We start from the raw sequence: 16328 nt of genomic DNA, 5'->3' as shown, positions 1-16328 counted from the left end.
GCCTCGCTTTTAAATCTTTTTGCCCTTCTTCACATCGTTTCGAAATTTATCTGGAACTTTTTATTGACGTCTGGAATCCGTCAAGAGCCTTAAATACAAAGGCTTTCTGGTTGAACAATGTGCCGGTTTTTTCCAAGCACATAAGATTGTTTTGGAATAATACTTATGAGAATTTCTTCTTAGGCTTTTCCTGGAATGTTCTTAGCTGTGTTGTTACAAGGTTGAAACGGTTTTGATCTTTTACACGTCAATATTCTGGCGACAACGAAGCACAACAGACCTCAGGAGATGCATCCCATGCGCGTTCTTACCCCTCTCTGCAGCGCGGTTTTGCTGGCCATGGCCTGCTCTTCTCAAGCGCAGGCCATGTCCTTGACCGAAGCGATACAGAGCACCATCGCGACCCACCCGGAACTCGCACAGCGGGTGGACAGCCGTTTGTCGGCCAATGAAGACGTCAAGGTCGCCCGGGGCGGTTTTTTCCCGTCGGTGGATTTGAACGCCGGCTACGGTCGGGGCTACAGCGACAACACCAACACCCGGGCGCTGGGCAACCATCACACCAATATCCTCACCTACACCCAGTCGGAGCTGCGCCTGCGTCAGATGATCTTTGACGGGTTCAACACCGCCAACGAAGTGGAACGCACCAAGGGTGTGGTCAACTCCCGCGCCTATTACGCCCAGGGCACCGCGCAGGACCTGGCCCTGCGGACCATCGAGGTCTACCTGGAAGTGCTCAAGCGTCGCGAGCTGGTAACCCTGGCCAAGAACAACCTGCAGGCGCACCTGCGGGTCAACGACCAGATCGGCCTGCGCACCGAGCGTGGGGTGGGCAGCACGGCCGACTCCGACCAGTCCAATGCCCGTCGGGCCCTGGCGGAAAACAACTACGACACCGCTCAGGTCGACCTGGCCGATGCCGAGGCGAACTTCTACAGCGTGGTCGGGCGCATGCCCGATGAGTTGGAAGCCCCGCCGTCGACCAAGGGCGAAATCCCGGTCGACCTGCGCGAAGCCCAGCAGAGCATGGTGGATAACAACCCGTACCTGAAATCGGCCCAGGCCGACATCCAGTCCGCCGAAAGCCAGTATGAAGTGGCGAAATCGCCGTTCTACCCGCGCTTCGATGCGGAAGCGGCGGTGGGCGCCAACAACAACCTCGGCGGCGAAGAAGGCCACGACAACAACTGGCGGCTGGGCGTGGTGATGAACTACAACCTGTTGCGCGGTGGTAGCGACAAGGCCCGGCTGGCCTCCAACGCCCACCAGATCAACCAGGCCATGGACATCCGCAACAACGCCCTGCGCCAACTCAACGAAGACACGCGCCTGGCCTGGAACGCGATGCTCAACGCCCGCAAACAGACCCCGACGGCCCGTGAGTACGCCGACACCACCGCCCGCGTGCGTGCCGCTTATCAAGACCAGTTCGGCCTCGGCCAACGGACCCTGCTTGACTTGCTCGACAGCGAAAACGAGCTGTACAACGCCAACCGTCGCTACACCGAGGTGCGCTACACCGAGGAATACTCGATGTACCGCGTGCTGGCGAATATGGGCCTGTTGTTGAGCAAACAGCGGATCGTGCTGCCGGCCGACGCCGTCGCCCAGACCGAAGTCAAGAACCAGGCACGGCTGCCGGAACTGAAGTAGTCCATGGGAGCGATCGACATGACCCGCATGGAACCGGTAATCCCCGGCGTCGACCCGCGCCTGAACTTCGATGACCCGTTGCTGGACGGCTTGTTGATCCTCTGCAAACTCCATGGCGCGACTGTCAGCCGCGCCAGCCTCAGCGCCGGGTTGCCAATGGCGCACCAACGCCTGAGCCTGGACCTGCTGCCTCGCGCAGCGGCCCGGGCCAGTCTGCAGGCGCGGCTGCTGCGTCGCGACCTGGCGGACATTTCAGCGCTCAATCTGCCGGTGATGCTGATTCTGGCCGGAGGTCGCTGCGCGATATTGCGCCGCTGGGGTGATGACGGCCAGGCGCTGATCCTGCCCAGCGAAGCCGATGGCGGCGAACAATGGGTCAGCCGCCAGGAGCTGGCCGCCGACTACAGCGGCCAGGCCTTGTTCGCCCGACCGCGCCACGAACTGGAAGATTTGCGCGCGCCGCTGGTGCCGCGAGTCGAGGCCTGGTTTCGTGACACCTTGAAACTGTCGCGCTGGCTGTACAGCGACGCGATCCTGGCGAGCTTCCTGATCAACCTGCTGGGGCTGATGGTGCCGCTGTTCGTAATGCAGACCTACGACCGCGTGGTGCCGAACCAGGCCACGTCGACATTGTGGGTGCTGGCCGTCGGGCTGCTGATCGGCACCGGGTTCGAACTGGTGTTGCGGGTCGTGCGGGCTCATCTGCTGGACAGCGCCGGTAAAAAAACCGACGTGATTCTCTCCGCCACGCTGTTCGAACGCATCACCGGCATGGCGATGAAAGCCAAACCAGTGACCATCGGCGGCTTCGCCCAGAGCATCCATGATTTCCAGGGCCTGCGGGAATTTCTCACCGCCGTGACCCTGACCAGCCTGATCGACTTGCCCTTTGCCGTGCTGATGCTGGTGGTGATAGGCCTGCTTGGCGGTTGGCTGGTGGTGATACCCGTGGTGGCGTTCCCGATAACCGTGGTTTTCGCCATGATCATCCAGGCGCGCCTGCGCGACACCGTGCAGAAAAGCCTGGCCCTCGGCGCCCAGCGCCAGGCCTTGCTGATCGAAACCCTCGGCGGCCTGGAAACCCTCAAGGCCTGCAGCGCCGAAAGCGAACGCCAGCATCAGTGGGAAAGCACTCATGGCGCCCTCACCCGCCTCGACAGCCACGCCCGCAACCTTTCGGCGCTGGCAACCAATGGCACGCTGTTCCTGCAGCAACTGGCCGGCATGGCAACCATCGTTGCCGGCGTCTACAGCATCATTGCCGGCAACCTCAGCGTCGGTGCATTGGTGGCAACCTACATGCTCGGCAGCCGGGTCCTCGCGCCGCTGGGCCAGATCGCCGGGCTGATCACTCGCTACCAGCAAGCCCAGCTCACCATGCGCAGCACCGATGCCTTGATGGCCCTGCCCCAGGAGCGCGACGCCAGGCAGCGTCCGCTGGAGCGCACCCAATTGCAGGGCGCCCTGGATGTCAGCGGCGTGACCTTCCACTACGACGGCCAGAGTACTCCGGCGTTGGCAAACGTCAGTTTCAGCCTCAAGCCTGGCGAGCGCGTCGGGATCATAGGCCGCAGCGGCTCGGGCAAAAGCACCCTGGCGCGCCTGGTGATGGGTTTTTATGCCCCGCAGGAAGGTCAGTTGCTGCTCGATGGCCTGGACCTGCGGCAACTGGATGTCGCCGACCTGCGTCAACAGATCGGCTACGTCGCCCACGACCTGCCTCTGCTGGCCGGCAGCCTGCGCGACAACCTCACCCTCGGCGCCCGCTATATCAGCGACGGCCGCATGCTGGAGGTGGCGGAATTGACCGGGGTGACCGAACTGGCGCGCCAGCACCCGCAAGGCTTCGATCGCCCGGTCGGCGAGCGCGGCCAGCTGTTGTCCGGCGGTCAGCGCCAGGCCGTGCTGCTGGCCCGGGCCCTGCTGCTCGACCCGCCGATCCTCTTGCTCGATGAACCCACCAGCGCCATGGACAACAGCAGCGAAGATACCTTGCGGCAAAAACTTCACGCCCATGTGCAGGGCAAGACCGTGCTGCTGGTCACCCACCGTACCTCGATGCTGAGCCTGGTGGATCGCCTGGTGGTGCTGGAAAACGGACGGATCGTGGCTGACGGACCGAAGGACGCGGTGATCGATGCGCTGCGCAAAGGGCGGGTGGGGTCTGCTGCAGTTTAGCTGCCGACACATATCCTGTTTGGTCCGGGGACACATGGTTGACACCTGTGGCGAGGGAGCTTGCTCCCGCTGGGCTGTGAAACAGCCCCAAGGCCATTCACCTGGTTGTGTCAGGCAGACCGCGTCGGCGGGTTTTACGACGGCTTCGCCGCCGAGCGGGAGCAAGCTCCCTCGCCACAAAAAGCAGCACTCAGTAAATCTTAATCAACCAACGGGTACTGCCCCATGCCAGCTCAAACACCTGATTCAGCCGCCCGAAGCTATTTCGGCAGTTTCAGCAAAAGCGCCGAAAGCGAGTTCATGCCGGAAACTGCCAGCGCGACGTTGCAGGACTCGCCCCGGCGTTCGCGCGTGACGGTGTGGCTGGCCGCCGGGCTGATTGTCAGCGGGTTGGTCTGGGCCAAACTGGCCGTGCTGCAGGAAGTCACCACGGGCGAAGGCAAGGCGATTCCATCAAGCAAGATCCAGGTGATCCAGAACCTGGAAGGCGGCATTGTCACCGAGATTTTCGTGCGCGAAGGCCAGATGGTGAACAAGGGCGAGACCCTGCTGCGCCTGGATGACACGCGGTTCCTGTCAAACAAGGGCGAGAGCGAGGCCGATCGTTATGCCCTCACGGCCCAGGTCGAACGCCTGTCGGCCGAGGCTGAAGGGAGGCCGTTCGCGCTGTCGGCAGAGGTGACCGCCAAGGCTCCGCAAGTGGCCGAGGACGAACGTTCGTTATATGAACAACGCCAGCGGCGCCTGGCCAGCGAGCAACGCACCCTCACCGAACAGCTGCGGCAGAAAACCCAGGAACTCGCCGAGTTTCGCTCCAAACAAGGCCAGTTCAGCTCGGCCCTGTCCTTGCTGCAGGAAGAAATGAACATGTCGGCGCCGCTGGTGCGCACCGGGGCGGTTTCACCGGTGGAAATCCTCCGGCTCAAGCGCAGCGCGGTGGAGGTGCGCGGCTCACTCAACGCCACCACCCTGGCGATCCCTCGGGCCGAGTCGGCGATCAACGAGATCAAGAGCAAGATCGACGAATCGGAGCAGTCCTTCCGCTCCGACGCGGCCAAGGAGCTCAACGAGAAACGCACTGAACTGTCGAAAATCACCGCATCGAGCATCGCCATCGATGACCGGGTGACCCGCACCACCGTGGTCTCACCGGTGCGCGGGGTGATCAAGCAGCTCAAGGTCAACACCATTGGCGGTGTGGTCCAGCCGGGCAGCGACATGGTCGAAATCGTGCCACTGGAGGACAACCTGCTGATCGAAGCCAAGGTCCGCCCGCAAGACGTGGCCTTTCTTCACCCGGGCCAGAAAGCCATGGTCAAGTTCAGCGCCTACGACTACACGATCTATGGCGGCCTGAGCGCCAAGCTCGAACTGATCGGCGCCGACACCATCACCGATGACAAGGGCAACAGCTTCTACCTGATCCAGGTGCGCACCGATAAAAACCATTTGGGCGGCGATGCCAAACCGTTGCTGATCATCCCGGGGATGGTGGCGACGGTGGACATCATCACCGGGGAGAAAAGTGTGCTGGATTACCTGCTCAAGCCGGTGCTGAAGGCGCGGACCGAGGCGATGCGTGAGCGCTGATATGTGGCGATTGTTCCGCCGCTTTCGCGAGCAGGCTCGCTCCCACAGGGGATCTTGGTTGATGCCGAATATTGTGAGCACAGAAGATCCATTGTGGGAGCGAGCCTGCTCGCGAAGAGGCCAGCACCAACAACCTACTTCCCGGAATGATTACGCCTGAAGGTTTCCTCCCCCATCGCCGCGATCTGCCCCTCGATCAGCGCCTCGAACGGCCTCAGCAACGGCTCGAAACTTGTCGGTGCTTCGAGGGTTTGCAGTGCCTGGACAATCGCCTCCACCGTCGACAACGCGCCCGGCCCGGGCGCCTTGCGCAAGCGGTAACGGGACACGCCGCCGTCGGCCAGGGTGACCCTCGGCAGCGCCGCCAGCAACGGGTTCAGGTGCAGCAGCTTGCGCGCCTTGCGCCATGTGCCGTCGGGGACGACCAATAGCAGCGGGTCATCGCTGGGACCGTAGGCTTGCATCGGCTGCGCATCGTCGGCGGGAAACAACAACCGCGCCTGATAACCCGGTTGATCGAGCAACCTGGGCAAATCCTCGAACACCTCGCCGACGATCAATTCGGCGTTGTTCAGGCCCAACGCCGCCAACCGCGCCGTGTTCAAGGCATGGTTCACCTCGCTGGGATGCTGCAACAGCAGAACGCGGGTGCGGCTGTCGAGACTGGGGATCAATGGGCACAGGCAATGGCTTTGCGGGCGGTGGCAACGCGGGCATTGAATTCTGGACATGGTCAGGCCTGGTTCAGTTGAGCTTTGAGCAGATCACGGAAGGTCTGGATCAGCGGCTCGCGACTGCGGCCACGGCGCACGATCATCGAAAACGGCGCCTGATAGCCAAAGGTCGCCGGCAGCAGCACGCGCAGATCGCCCTTGTCGACCCAGGCCTGGGCGTAGTGCTCGGGCAGATAACCGATGTAGGCACCTGACAGCACCAGAATCAGTTGCGCTTCCATACTTTCTACTGTCGCCGCGCTGTGCTTGAAGCCGTGGCGCGCCAGTTCGGCCTGGCTCCAGTAACCGCGCCCGACCATACGCTGCTGGGTAATGAGTTGCTCGGGGATGCGCCGTTCGTTGAATAACGGATGCCGGTTGCTGCAATACAACCAGTGCTGTTCGCGGTACAGCGGCATATAGACCAGCCCGCTCATGCGCGTAGAAAATGCGCCGATGGCCAGGTCCAGGCGATTGTCCTGCACGCCGAGTTGCAACTCGTAGGGGCTCATGACCGACAAGTGCAAATGCACCGCCGGGTGCTCCTGGCTGTAGGCGCCGATGGCTTCGGCGAACGGCAACGCCTTGTCGCTGACCGTCGAATCGATCACGCCCAGGTTCAGCGTACCGCGCAACTCGCCCTTGAGCGCCGCGGCGTATTGCTCGAAGCCTTCGAGCTCGCCCAACAGGCGCAGGGTTTCCTGATGGAACAGTTCGCCTTTGCTGGTCAGGCTGAACCCGCCCCGCCCGCGATGACAGAGCACCAGGCCCAGGGCCGATTCGAGTTGGCTCATGTAGGTGCTGATCGCCGACGTGGAAAGGTTGAGCTCGTGCTGGGCATTGGCAAACCCCTGGTGACGGACCACGCTGACAAAAATGCGCAGCAGTTTCAGGTCGGGTAGAGCGTTGGCCATGGGGGTATCTCCAGATCACACATATACGGAGCCTGCCGTGCTTTTGTGGCGAGGGAGCTTGCTCCCGCTGGGCTGCGAAGCGGCCCCAAAACCATTCTCCTCGATGTATCAGGCAGACCGCGTTGGCTGGTTTTGCGATGGCTGCGCCATCGAGCGGGAGCAAGCTCCCTCGCCACAGAGGTTAATCGTCTGCCCCAGGATTGCGCTGCTGCGGAGTCTATCGCCCCCACTTACCATTAGTTTAGAAAAATCTGAACTAAGTATTTGCCGCCAGCGATTCTTCACGGCGAAGGCTTTTCGCAGAATCGGCCCCTGATAAATAAAACAAACGATGAGGCCCTACCCGTGGACAAGATTCTTCACCAACCACTGGGCGGCAACGAAATGCCGCGCTTCGGCGGCATCGCCACCATGATGCGCCTGCCCCATTTGCCCACCGCCGCCGGCCTGGACGCTGCCTTTGTTGGCGTGCCACTGGACATCGGCACCTCCCTGCGCGCCGGCACCCGCTTCGGGCCCCGCGAGATCCGCGCCGAATCCGTGATGATCCGTCCCTACAACATGGCCACCGGTGCCGCGCCGTTCGACTCGCTGTCGGTGGCGGACATTGGCGACGTGGCAATCAATACCTTCAACCTGCTGGACGCGGTGCGGATCATCGAAGAGTCGTACCACAAGATCCTCGAACACAACGTCATCCCCCTGACGCTGGGCGGCGACCACACCATCACCCTGCCGATCCTGCGGGCGATCCACAAAAAGCATGGCAAGGTCGGCCTCGTGCACATCGACGCCCACGCCGATGTGAACGATCACATGTTCGGCGAGAAAATTGCCCACGGCACCACCTTCCGCCGCGCCGTGGAAGAAGGCCTGCTCGACTGCGATCGCGTGGTGCAGATCGGCCTGCGCGCCCAGGGTTATACCGCCGAGGATTTCAACTGGAGCCGTAACCAGGGCTTCCGTGTGGTCCAGGCCGAAGAATGCTGGCACAAGTCTCTGGCCCCATTGATGGCCGAAGTGCGCGAGAAAGTCGGTGGCGGCCCGGTGTACCTGAGCTTCGACATCGACGGCATCGATCCGGCCTGGGCGCCAGGCACCGGCACCCCGGAAATCGGCGGCCTGACCACCATCCAGGCGATCGAGATCGTCCGTGGCTGCCAGGGCCTCGACCTGGTCGGTTGCGATCTGGTAGAAGTTTCGCCGCCGTACGACACCACCGGCAACACCTCGCTGCTGGGCGCCAACCTGCTGTACGAGATGCTCTGCGTACTGCCCGGCGTGGTCCATCGCTGAGGCGCCGCCATGAGCCATCGAGATCAGGTTCTCAAGGCCGCCGCCGAGCTGGTATCGGCCTTCGCCCGCAATGACCGCGAGGCTTACTTCGGCGCATTCAGCGCCGATGCAAGCTTCGTGTTCTACACCCTCGAACAGCCGCTGCTGTCACGCGAGGCCTACCAGGCCATGTGGGACCGCTGGCGCGCCGAGGATGGCTTCGAGGTGCTGCGTTGCACCTCGAGCAACGCCTTCGTCAGCCTGCAAGGGGACGTGGCGATTTTCATCCATGACGTGGCCACCGAGCTGCGCATGCAAGGGGAGCTGCACTTTAGCCAGGAGCGCGAAACCATCGTGTTTCGCCAAGAACAACAAGGCCTATGGCTGGCCTGTCATGAACATTTGTCCGCAATGCCGGAAGGGCTGCCACCCCCTTAGCCAAACAGGCGACGTTCACATCCGATGAACGCGCCTCGATGATCGGAGCAGATCATGAATAACAATAACGATAAAAGCCTTACGCAAATTGAAACCAACGGGGTCGAACAGATCCCCGACCATCAACGAACCGCCGGGCCGGGGGATCTGTTTCGACTGATCTTCGGCGGCGCCAACACCTTTGCCACCGCAGTGCTCGGCAGTTTCCCCGTGCTGTTCGGGCTGTCATTCCAGGCCGGGGTCTGGGCGATCGTGCTGGGGGTACTGGTCGGTTCGATCATCCTCGCGCCGATGGGCCTGTTCGGCCCGCTCAACGGCACCAACAACGCCGTGTCCTCGGGTGCGCATTTTGGCGTCCATGGGCGAATCGTCGGCTCGTTCCTGTCGCTGCTGACCGCCATTGCGTTCTTCTCGCTGTCGGTATGGAGCTCGGGCGACGCGCTGATCGGCGGTGCCAAGCGACTGGTCGGCGTACCGGAAACCGACCTGAGCCTGGGCCTGGCCTACGGCCTGTTTGCCCTGCTGGTATTGACGGTGTGCATCTACGGCTTTCGCTTCATGCTGTGGGTCAACCGCATCGCCGTATGGGCCGCCAGCCTGTTGTTCCTGCTGGGCATCTTCGCCTTCGCGCCAAGCTTCGACAGCCAGTTCGCCGGCACGGTCAGCCTCGGCCAGCCGGGCTTCTACGCCGCCTTTATCGGCGCGGCGCTGGTGGCCATGAGCAACCCGATTTCCTTCGGCGCGTTCCTCGGCGACTGGTCGCGCTATATCCCGCGCAACACGCCCAAGCCACGCATCATGCTGGCGGTCATCGCCGCTCAGTTGGCCACATTGATACCGTTCCTGTTCGGCCTTGCCACCGCCACCATCGTCGCGATCAAGGCGCCGGACTACATCGCCTCGAACAACTACGTGGGCGGCCTGCTGGCGGTCTCGCCGGGATGGTTCTTCCTGCCGGTGTGTCTGATCGCGGTGATCGGCGGCATGTCCACCGGCACCACCTCGCTGTATGGCACCGGACTGGACATGTCCAGCGTGTTCCCTCGGCTGCTGTCGCGGGTCAAGGCGACGCTGCTGATCGGCGTGCTGTCGATTGCGTTCATCTTCATCGGGCGCTTCGCCGCGAACCTGGTGCAGAGCGTCTCGACCTTCGCCGTGCTGATCATCACCTGCACCACGCCGTGGATGGTGATCATGATCATCGGCCTGCTGGTGCGCCGCGGCTTCTACTGCCCGGACGACCTGCAAGTGTTCACCCGTGGCGAAACCGGCGGGCGCTACTGGTTCAGCCATGGCTGGAACTGGCGCGGCCTGGGGGCGTGGATTCCCAGCGCACTGGTGGGGCTGTGCTTCGTCAACCTGCCGGGGCAATTCGTCGGGCCGTTGGGAGAGTTGGCCGGTGGCATCGACATAAGCCTGCCGGTCACCCTGGGGCTGGCCTCGGTGGTGTACCTGCTGTTGCTCGGGCTGTTTCCGGAACCGGCGGCGGTGTATGGGCCGCAGGATCCGCGAAGCGCTGATCCGCTCAACCCGTCAGAACTGCGACAGGCCGCCTGACTGACCAATTCCCGTGGCGAGGGAGCTTGCTCCCGCTGGGTTGCGCAGCGACCCCAAGGTTTTCTGAATTGAAAGCGACGACTGCTGCGCAGTCGAGCGGGAGCAAGCTCCCTCGCCACGAAAGCCCGTTCGCACCGAGGCTGCGGTGTCAGCGCCAGCAGCCTCGCCCACATAAAAAATAGAACCGGAGACACGCCATCATGGCCTTGGATTTAATCGTCGTTCTCATCTACGCCACCGGCATGATCGCCCTGGGCTGGTACGGCATGCGCCGCGCCAAGACCCGCGACGACTACCTCGTCGCCGGGCGCAACCTCGGTCCGGGTTTTTATCTGGGCACCATGGCCGCCACCGTGCTGGGTGGCGCGTCGACCATCGGCACCGTGCGTCTGGGCTATGTCCACGGCATTTCCGGCTTCTGGTTGTGCGGCGCCATCGGCCTGGGCATCGTCGGGCTGAGCCTGTTCCTCGCCAAGCCGCTGCTCAAGCTGAGGATCTACACCGTGACCCAAGTGCTGGAGCGCCGCTACAACCCGGCCGCGCGCCACGCCAGCGCGGTGATCATGCTGGTCTATGCGCTGATGATCGGCGCCACCTCGACCATCGCCATCGGCACGGTCATGCAGGTGCTGTTCGGCCTGCCCTTCTGGGTTTCGATCCTGGTGGGCGGCGGCGTGGTGGTTCTTTATTCCACCATCGGCGGCATGTGGTCGCTGACCCTGACCGACATCGTCCAATTCCTGATCATGACCATCGGCCTGGTGTTCTTGCTGATGCCCATGTCGATCGTCGATGCCGGCGGTTGGGATGCAATGGTGGCGGCTTTGCCGGCGCGTTATTTCGATTTCACCGCCATCGGCTGGGACACCATCCTCACCTACTTCCTGATCTACTTCTTCGGCATCTTTATCGGCCAGGACATCTGGCAACGGGTGTTCACCGCCCGCAGCGAAGGCGTGGCGAAAGTCGCTGGCACCGCGGCCGGCCTGTATTGCGTGCTCTACGGCCTTGCCGGTGCGCTGATCGGCATGGCCGCCAAGGTCTTGCTGCCGGACCTGGAAAACGTCAACAACGCCTTCGCCAGCGTGGTACAGACCAGCCTGCCGAACGGCATTCGCGGCCTGGTGATCGCAGCCGCGTTGGCGGCATTGATGTCCACCGCCGCAGCAGGCCTGCTCGCAGCATCCACCACGGTGGTCCAGGACTTGCTGCCCCGCTTGCGCCAGGGCCGTGAAAGCGGCGACGGCGACGTTCACGAAAACCGTATCGCGACCCTGCTGCTGGGCGCGATGGTATTGGCTATCGCCTTGGTCGTCAGCGACGTGATCAGCGCCCTGACATTGGCCTACAACCTGCTGGTCGGCGGCATGCTGATCCCGCTGATCGGGGCGATCTACTGGAAACGCGCAACCACCGCCGGCGCGATCACCAGCATGTCGCTGGGCTTCGTCACCGCGCTGTTCTTCATGTTCAAGGATGGCCTGGATGCGAACACGCCGATCTACTACAGCCTGAGCGTGGCGTTGGTGAGCTTCGTGGTGGTGAGCCTGCTGTCGCCACGGTCGGAGGTGGTGGCCAAGGCGGTTTGATCGGTAATTCCTGGCGATGAAATCACTGTGGGAGCGAGCTTGCTCGCGATGACGGCGGTACGCTCAACATGGATTCATGCTGATCCACCGCTATCGCGAGCAAGCTCGCTCCCACAGGGGCCTAGGCCGCAAATAAAAGATCGCAGTCTCGGGCCGTTTCAATTGAAACGGCCCGAGACTGCGATCTCTCCAAAAAAGTGGGTTTACCGGCGGCGCGGCTGGCGGCGGCGTTGCTCGTCGTCGGTGCGGATCGGGATCGGCTGCATGGGCGGTTCGATCAGGCCGAGCGCGACACCCAAGTCGTGAAGCCAGTTCTGGATTTTCTCTTTCATCGTGGTGCCCCCTCAGGGTGGTGCGAGCGGCAGATTTCTGTGGCCCCTTCGCACTGATAATAGTCCGAAGTCCTACGCAATGCTCGTTACAGATTGCAATGATCTGTTACTGAATTGATCCAAATCCCACGCTGGGAGTTCAAGCCGATTGCGCCGTGATCATTGGCGCCCGCGGCCACGCTTGTTGCTGCAACTCGATCCAGGCGTTCAGGTTGGCGCCGACCATGCCTTTGCGCCACATCAACCACGTCGTCGCACTGGCAAACGGCTCGGCCAACGCATGCACACTTACCCGTTCCCGACCCGGCAGGCTGGCGAGCATCGACTCGGACATCAGCGCCACTCCGGAGCCGGCTATCACGCAGGCCAGCATCCCCTGGTACGACTCGATTTCCATCGCCCGGCCCATGGTCGCATGATCATGGGCGAACCAGGCTTCCAAGCGCATCCGGTACGAACAGCCACGCCGGAAGGTGAATACCGCACGGCCTTGCACGTCCAGCGCGCTGCGCACCGGTGGATGGTCGGCCTCGGTGATGAGCACCAGCCGCTCGTCGCACAACGGCACGCCATCCAGCCCGGCCAACTCCAGCGGACCGTCCACCAGCGCCGCATCGAGGCGATTGGTGAGCAGACCTTCAAGCAATTCTCCACTCGGCCCCGATTGCACTTGCAGGTTCACCGCCGGGTAGGCCCGGTGGTAAGCCGCCAGCAAGTCCGGCAGATGGGTCGCCGCCGTGCTGTACATCGTGCCCAACACAAAATCCCCGGCCGGCTGGCCCCCCTGCACCGCCGCATGGGCTTCGTCATGCAGGGCGAACAGCTTGGTCGCGTAGTCCAACAGGACTTTTCCCGCAGGCGACAATTGCAAACGCTGACGCTCGCGCAGGAAAAGATCCACGCCCAGCTGCTCTTCGAGCTGCTTGAGCCGGGTCGAGAGGTTCGATGGCACCCGGTGCAAGCGCTCGGCCGCCCGGGTGATGGAACCTTCCTCGGCCACGGCCTGGAAAATCCGTAACTGGCTGAACTCCACGACATTCTCCAAAAAAGAACAAGTTGCTCACTATTATTCATTTTTAATGAAAGTCAATCGGTTCTAGCCTGACGGTCAATCACCTCGACGCCGGAGATCGACCATGTCGCCCTTGATTCGCCTGCTCGCCAGCTTCATTGCCTTGATGATGGCCATGGGCATCGGCCGCTTCGCCCTTACACCGCAGTTACCTCATTTGATCGGCGAAGGTCAGGTCGACTTGACCGCCGCCGGTCTGATTGCCGCCGCCAACTATCTGGGTTACTTCCTCGGCGCGCTGGACGCCATGTTCGCCCGTCGCGCCGAACAGGTGCAGCGACGGCTGTTGGGCGGCCTGTGGTTATGCGTGCTGCTGACGCTCGCGTCGTTCTGGGCCTGGGGCTTCTGGCCGCACCTGGCGCTGCGCTTTGGCACCGGCGTGGCGAGCGCCTGGGTGATGGTGATGATCACCGCGTTGAGCCAACCCCTGGCGGCGGCAGCGGGACGGCCTCGGCTGGGTGCGTTGGTATTTGCCGGGCCGGGCATGGGGATTTTTCTTACGGGCTTGCTGGCCCTTGGCTCGAACCTGTTGGGCCAGACATCCGCCACCTTGTGGCTGGTGTACGCCGGCGCGGCGCTGCTGATGCTGCTGGTCATCCTGCCGGCCCTGCCGAAACCCGCGCCGGCGGCCACCCTCGCAGCGCCAGTCGTCACTTCCGGCAGCAGCGGCATCGCCCGGCTCTGCGTGGTCTACGCCTTGTATGGCGTGGGCTACATCATTCCAGCGACGTTTCTGTCGCAGATGGCTTCGGCGCAATTTCACGGGCAATGGCAGGCCGACCTGTTCTGGCCCTGCTTCGGCCTGGCCGCCGCCACCGGTGTGCTGCTGGTGAGCCTGCGCCGGCCAAACCCGAACACCACCAGTCGCTGGCTGATGGCGACGTTGTGGCTGCAAGCCGCTGGCGTGTTTGCCTGCCTGCTGGGCAGCGGCACGGGCCTGGCCCTGGGCGTGTTTCTCTGTGGCGCGCCGTTCCTCGCCTGCATGCAACTGATGGTGATGCGTGCCCGGGAACTGGCCCCCCACGCGACCCAGCGCAACATCGGCCTGCTGACCGCGTGTTTTGCCATCGGCCAGCTCAGCGGCCCCCTGCTGGCGGCGCTGAGCAGCCATTTCAGTGGCGGCCTGCAACCGGCACTGATCGTCGCCGGCAGCGGACTGCTGTTGGCCGGCGGACTGTTGCTGCGGCCCGCCAGACGTGGCGCGACGAGCCCCTGCGCGCAGACCGCCCTGCGCTGATCAGGCCTGGCCAGCCGGGTTGAGCGAGGTATTCAGTTGTAGGGCTGGCTCACGCCGCGCCAAGGCGAAATACAGCACCCCGCCGAGGAAACACCCGGTGAACCAGGCAAAGTTGGCCATCGGTTGCAGCAGCGGCGTGAAGGTGATCGCCACGCCCATCAGCGTCGCCGGAATCAACGCCTTGACCGCGGTCCAGTTGATGCCGCCGCTGTAGTAATAACGCCCGCTCGGCCCATCATTGAACAGCGCATCGACGTCGATCTGCTGCTTTTTGATCAGGTAATAATCCACCAGCAAGATGCCGAACAACGGGCCGATGAACGCCGCCAAAACGTCCAGGGTGTAGTGGATTACTTCAGGATTGTTGAACAGGTTCCACGGCGTGATGAAAATCGAGGCCACCGCCGCGATCATGCCGCCGGCGCGCCAACTGATCTTGCTCGGTGCCACGTTGGCGAAGTCGAAGGCCGGGGACACGAAGTTGGCGACAATATTAATGCCGATGGTCGCGGTCACAAAGGCAAAAGCCCCCAGCAATACCGCTACGTCGTTGTCGATGCGCGCCACGGTGGCGATCGGGTCGTGGAGCATTTCGCCGAACACTGGCAACGTCCCGGACACAATCACCACGGTGACCAGCGAGAAGGCCAGGAAATTTACCGGGAGCCCCCAGAAATTGCCGCGACGCACGTCAGACATGCTCCGGCAGTACCGGCTGAAATCACCGAAATTCAGGGTCGGGCCGGAAAAATACGAGACCACCAGGGCTGTTGCCACGATCACTTGGCCGAACGCCTGCCAGCCAGACAAGGATTTCTCGGCCAGGGTAAAGCTGATGTTGCTCCAGCCGGCCTTCCAGACGATCCAGCCGGCCAACAGGAACATCACCGCATACACCACCGGCCCAGCCCAGTCGATAAACCGACGGATCGACTCCATGCCCGTCCAGAACACCAGCGCCTGGACAAACCACAACCCGAGGAAACCGAACCAGCCCAAGTAGGACAAACCGGCAAAATGCGGTGTTGCGTAGGCTTCCATCGAAGGAAAAAACCGCAGCACCACGATGATCAGTGCGCTGGACGCCAGATAGGTCTGGATGCCATACCAGGCCACCGCGATCAGGCCGCGGATCACCGCGGGGATATTCGCTCCGAACACGCCGAACGCGAGGCGGCATATCACCGGATAAGGCACCGCCGCCTGTTGGCTCGGCTTGGCGACCAGGTTGGCGATCAACTGCACAATGCAAATCCCGCCGAGCAGCGCAATGAGTACCTGCCAACTCGCCAGGCCCAGAGCGAACAGGCTGGCGGCAAACACATAGCCGCCGACGCTGTGCACGTCGCTCATCCAGAACGCAAAGATGTTGTACCAATTCCATTTCTGCGGCAGCGGCCCCAGGTCTTCGTTATAGAGACGGGGGCTGTAGCCGTTGGGCAATTGCTCGGACATTGCGGGGCTCCTTTTGAGTACCGCCGTGCCCCCGAATTGATTGTCCACCACACTGCGCACGGGAGCCGGCATGGTTTGTATACGGGTTGCTACGCAGAATGCGTGCCACAGGTGCAAGATCCGCGACAAACCGCGGTTTGCAGAGCAAGGGAAGGCCGAGCGAGCACCGGCATGCGCCCACGAACGGGGCGCGGGTGCATGCTTAGAGTGCAGATTTTTGTATACAGGGCAAATCACCGTGGCGAGGGAGCTTGCTCCCGCTGGGGTGCGGAGCGGCCCCAAACAATGTCCTCATCGCCACGGTAGGTCAGGAAGGACGCCG

At 62.6% G+C, this 16328-nt stretch carries 13 protein-coding genes; 8 read left to right on the top strand and 5 right to left on the bottom strand.

All coding sequences use genetic code 11. From position 1 onward, the window contains the following. The first annotated feature begins 297 nt into the window (after positions 1 to 297). The 3 genes from J3P94_RS08200 to J3P94_RS08190 all read left to right on the top strand — a co-directional run bounded on the left by J3P94_RS08200 (position 298) and on the right by J3P94_RS08190 (position 5424). Positions 298 to 1656 carry a TolC family outer membrane protein gene (locus J3P94_RS08200; RefSeq protein ID WP_305499524.1) on the top strand — a complete coding sequence of 453 codons (1359 nt, stop codon included), beginning with the start codon at positions 298 to 300 and terminating at the stop codon, positions 1654 to 1656. 18 nt (positions 1657 to 1674) lie between these two features. Then, complete coding sequence (locus tag J3P94_RS08195) at positions 1675 to 3834, top strand: type I secretion system permease/ATPase (protein ID WP_434572562.1); 2160 nt, start codon at positions 1675 to 1677, stop codon at positions 3832 to 3834. Between the two features lie 225 nt (positions 3835 to 4059). Next, positions 4060 to 5424 carry an HlyD family type I secretion periplasmic adaptor subunit gene (locus tag J3P94_RS08190; RefSeq protein WP_434572560.1) on the top strand — a complete coding sequence of 455 codons (1365 nt, stop codon included), beginning with the start codon at positions 4060 to 4062 and terminating at the stop codon, positions 5422 to 5424. A 134-nt stretch (positions 5425 to 5558) separates the two neighbouring features. On the opposite strand, the gene J3P94_RS08185 is transcribed toward J3P94_RS08190, so the two are convergent. Both J3P94_RS08185 and J3P94_RS08180 read right to left on the bottom strand, forming a co-directional pair. Then, a complete protein-coding gene (locus J3P94_RS08185) occupies positions 5559 to 6155 on the bottom strand; it encodes a tRNA-uridine aminocarboxypropyltransferase (RefSeq protein ID WP_434572559.1) in 597 nt (198 codons plus the stop codon). A gap of 2 nt (positions 6156 to 6157) precedes the next feature. Further along, positions 6158 to 7051, bottom strand: coding sequence for a LysR family transcriptional regulator (locus J3P94_RS08180; protein WP_434572557.1), 894 nt, complete (start codon positions 7049 to 7051; stop codon positions 6158 to 6160). Between the two features lie 345 nt (positions 7052 to 7396). Here J3P94_RS08180 and speB point away from each other — a divergent pair, with 345 nt between their 5' ends. From speB to J3P94_RS08160, 4 genes are all read left to right on the top strand, one after another. After that, the gene (gene speB / locus J3P94_RS08175) at positions 7397 to 8347 is read left to right on the top strand and encodes an agmatinase (RefSeq protein WP_045155351.1); all 951 of its coding nucleotides are present in this window, start codon (positions 7397 to 7399) and stop codon (positions 8345 to 8347) included. A 9-nt stretch (positions 8348 to 8356) separates the two neighbouring features. Continuing rightward, entirely contained in the window at positions 8357 to 8764 is a 408-nt protein-coding gene (locus tag J3P94_RS08170) for a YybH family protein (protein ID WP_434572554.1), read from the top strand. A 51-nt stretch (positions 8765 to 8815) separates the two neighbouring features. Next, positions 8816 to 10321, top strand: a complete 1506-nt coding sequence (locus J3P94_RS08165; RefSeq protein ID WP_434574133.1) for a purine-cytosine permease family protein — start codon at positions 8816 to 8818, stop codon at positions 10319 to 10321. Between the two features lie 200 nt (positions 10322 to 10521). After that, on the top strand, positions 10522 to 11910 hold the full coding sequence (locus J3P94_RS08160; protein WP_434572553.1) for a sodium:solute symporter: 1389 nt from the start codon (positions 10522 to 10524) through the stop codon (positions 11908 to 11910). A gap of 203 nt (positions 11911 to 12113) precedes the next feature. Here the strand turns inward: J3P94_RS08160 and J3P94_RS08155 are convergent, their stop codons facing one another. Next, positions 12114 to 12242 (bottom strand): PA1414 family protein, encoded by a 129-nt coding sequence (locus J3P94_RS08155; RefSeq protein ID WP_256222727.1) that lies wholly within the window; start codon positions 12240 to 12242, stop codon positions 12114 to 12116. A 139-nt stretch (positions 12243 to 12381) separates the two neighbouring features. Beyond that, a complete protein-coding gene (gene ptrR / locus J3P94_RS08150) occupies positions 12382 to 13275 on the bottom strand; it encodes a putrescine utilization regulator PtrR (RefSeq protein ID WP_434572552.1) in 894 nt (297 codons plus the stop codon). 103 nt (positions 13276 to 13378) lie between these two features. Here ptrR and J3P94_RS08145 point away from each other — a divergent pair, with 103 nt between their 5' ends. Further along, entirely contained in the window at positions 13379 to 14551 is a 1173-nt protein-coding gene (locus J3P94_RS08145; protein WP_434572550.1) for a YbfB/YjiJ family MFS transporter, read from the top strand. Here J3P94_RS08145 and J3P94_RS08140 read toward each other — a convergent pair whose 3' ends face one another. Further along, positions 14552 to 16006 (bottom strand): NCS1 family nucleobase:cation symporter-1, encoded by a 1455-nt coding sequence (locus J3P94_RS08140; RefSeq protein ID WP_434572548.1) that lies wholly within the window; start codon positions 16004 to 16006, stop codon positions 14552 to 14554. Positions 16007 to 16328 lie beyond the last annotated feature (322 nt).

The organism is Pseudomonas sp. Z3-8 (assembly GCF_051131975.1).
Classification (GTDB): Bacteria; Pseudomonadota; Gammaproteobacteria; order Pseudomonadales; family Pseudomonadaceae; genus Aquipseudomonas.
The sequence above is the reverse complement of the archived record's forward strand: the minus strand, read 5'-3'. Positions and strand labels throughout refer to the sequence as shown.

Coding starts and splice junctions, on each gene's coding strand:
- J3P94_RS08200 (WP_305499524.1), top strand. CDS start 298: ATGCGCGTTCTTACCCCTCTCTGCAGCGCGGTTTTGCTGGCCATGGCC.
- J3P94_RS08195 (WP_434572562.1), top strand. CDS start 1,675: ATGACCCGCATGGAACCGGTAATCCCCGGCGTCGACCCGCGCCTGAAC.
- J3P94_RS08190 (WP_434572560.1), top strand. CDS start 4,060: ATGCCAGCTCAAACACCTGATTCAGCCGCCCGAAGCTATTTCGGCAGT.
- J3P94_RS08185 (WP_434572559.1), bottom strand. CDS start 6,155: ATGTCCAGAATTCAATGCCCGCGTTGCCACCGCCCGCAAAGCCATTGC.
- J3P94_RS08180 (WP_434572557.1), bottom strand. CDS start 7,051: ATGGCCAACGCTCTACCCGACCTGAAACTGCTGCGCATTTTTGTCAGC.
- J3P94_RS08170 (WP_434572554.1), top strand. CDS start 8,357: ATGAGCCATCGAGATCAGGTTCTCAAGGCCGCCGCCGAGCTGGTATCG.
- J3P94_RS08160 (WP_434572553.1), top strand. CDS start 10,522: ATGGCCTTGGATTTAATCGTCGTTCTCATCTACGCCACCGGCATGATC.
- J3P94_RS08155 (WP_256222727.1), bottom strand. CDS start 12,242: ATGAAAGAGAAAATCCAGAACTGGCTTCACGACTTGGGTGTCGCGCTC.
- J3P94_RS08145 (WP_434572550.1), top strand. CDS start 13,379: ATGTCGCCCTTGATTCGCCTGCTCGCCAGCTTCATTGCCTTGATGATG.
- J3P94_RS08140 (WP_434572548.1), bottom strand. CDS start 16,006: ATGTCCGAGCAATTGCCCAACGGCTACAGCCCCCGTCTCTATAACGAA.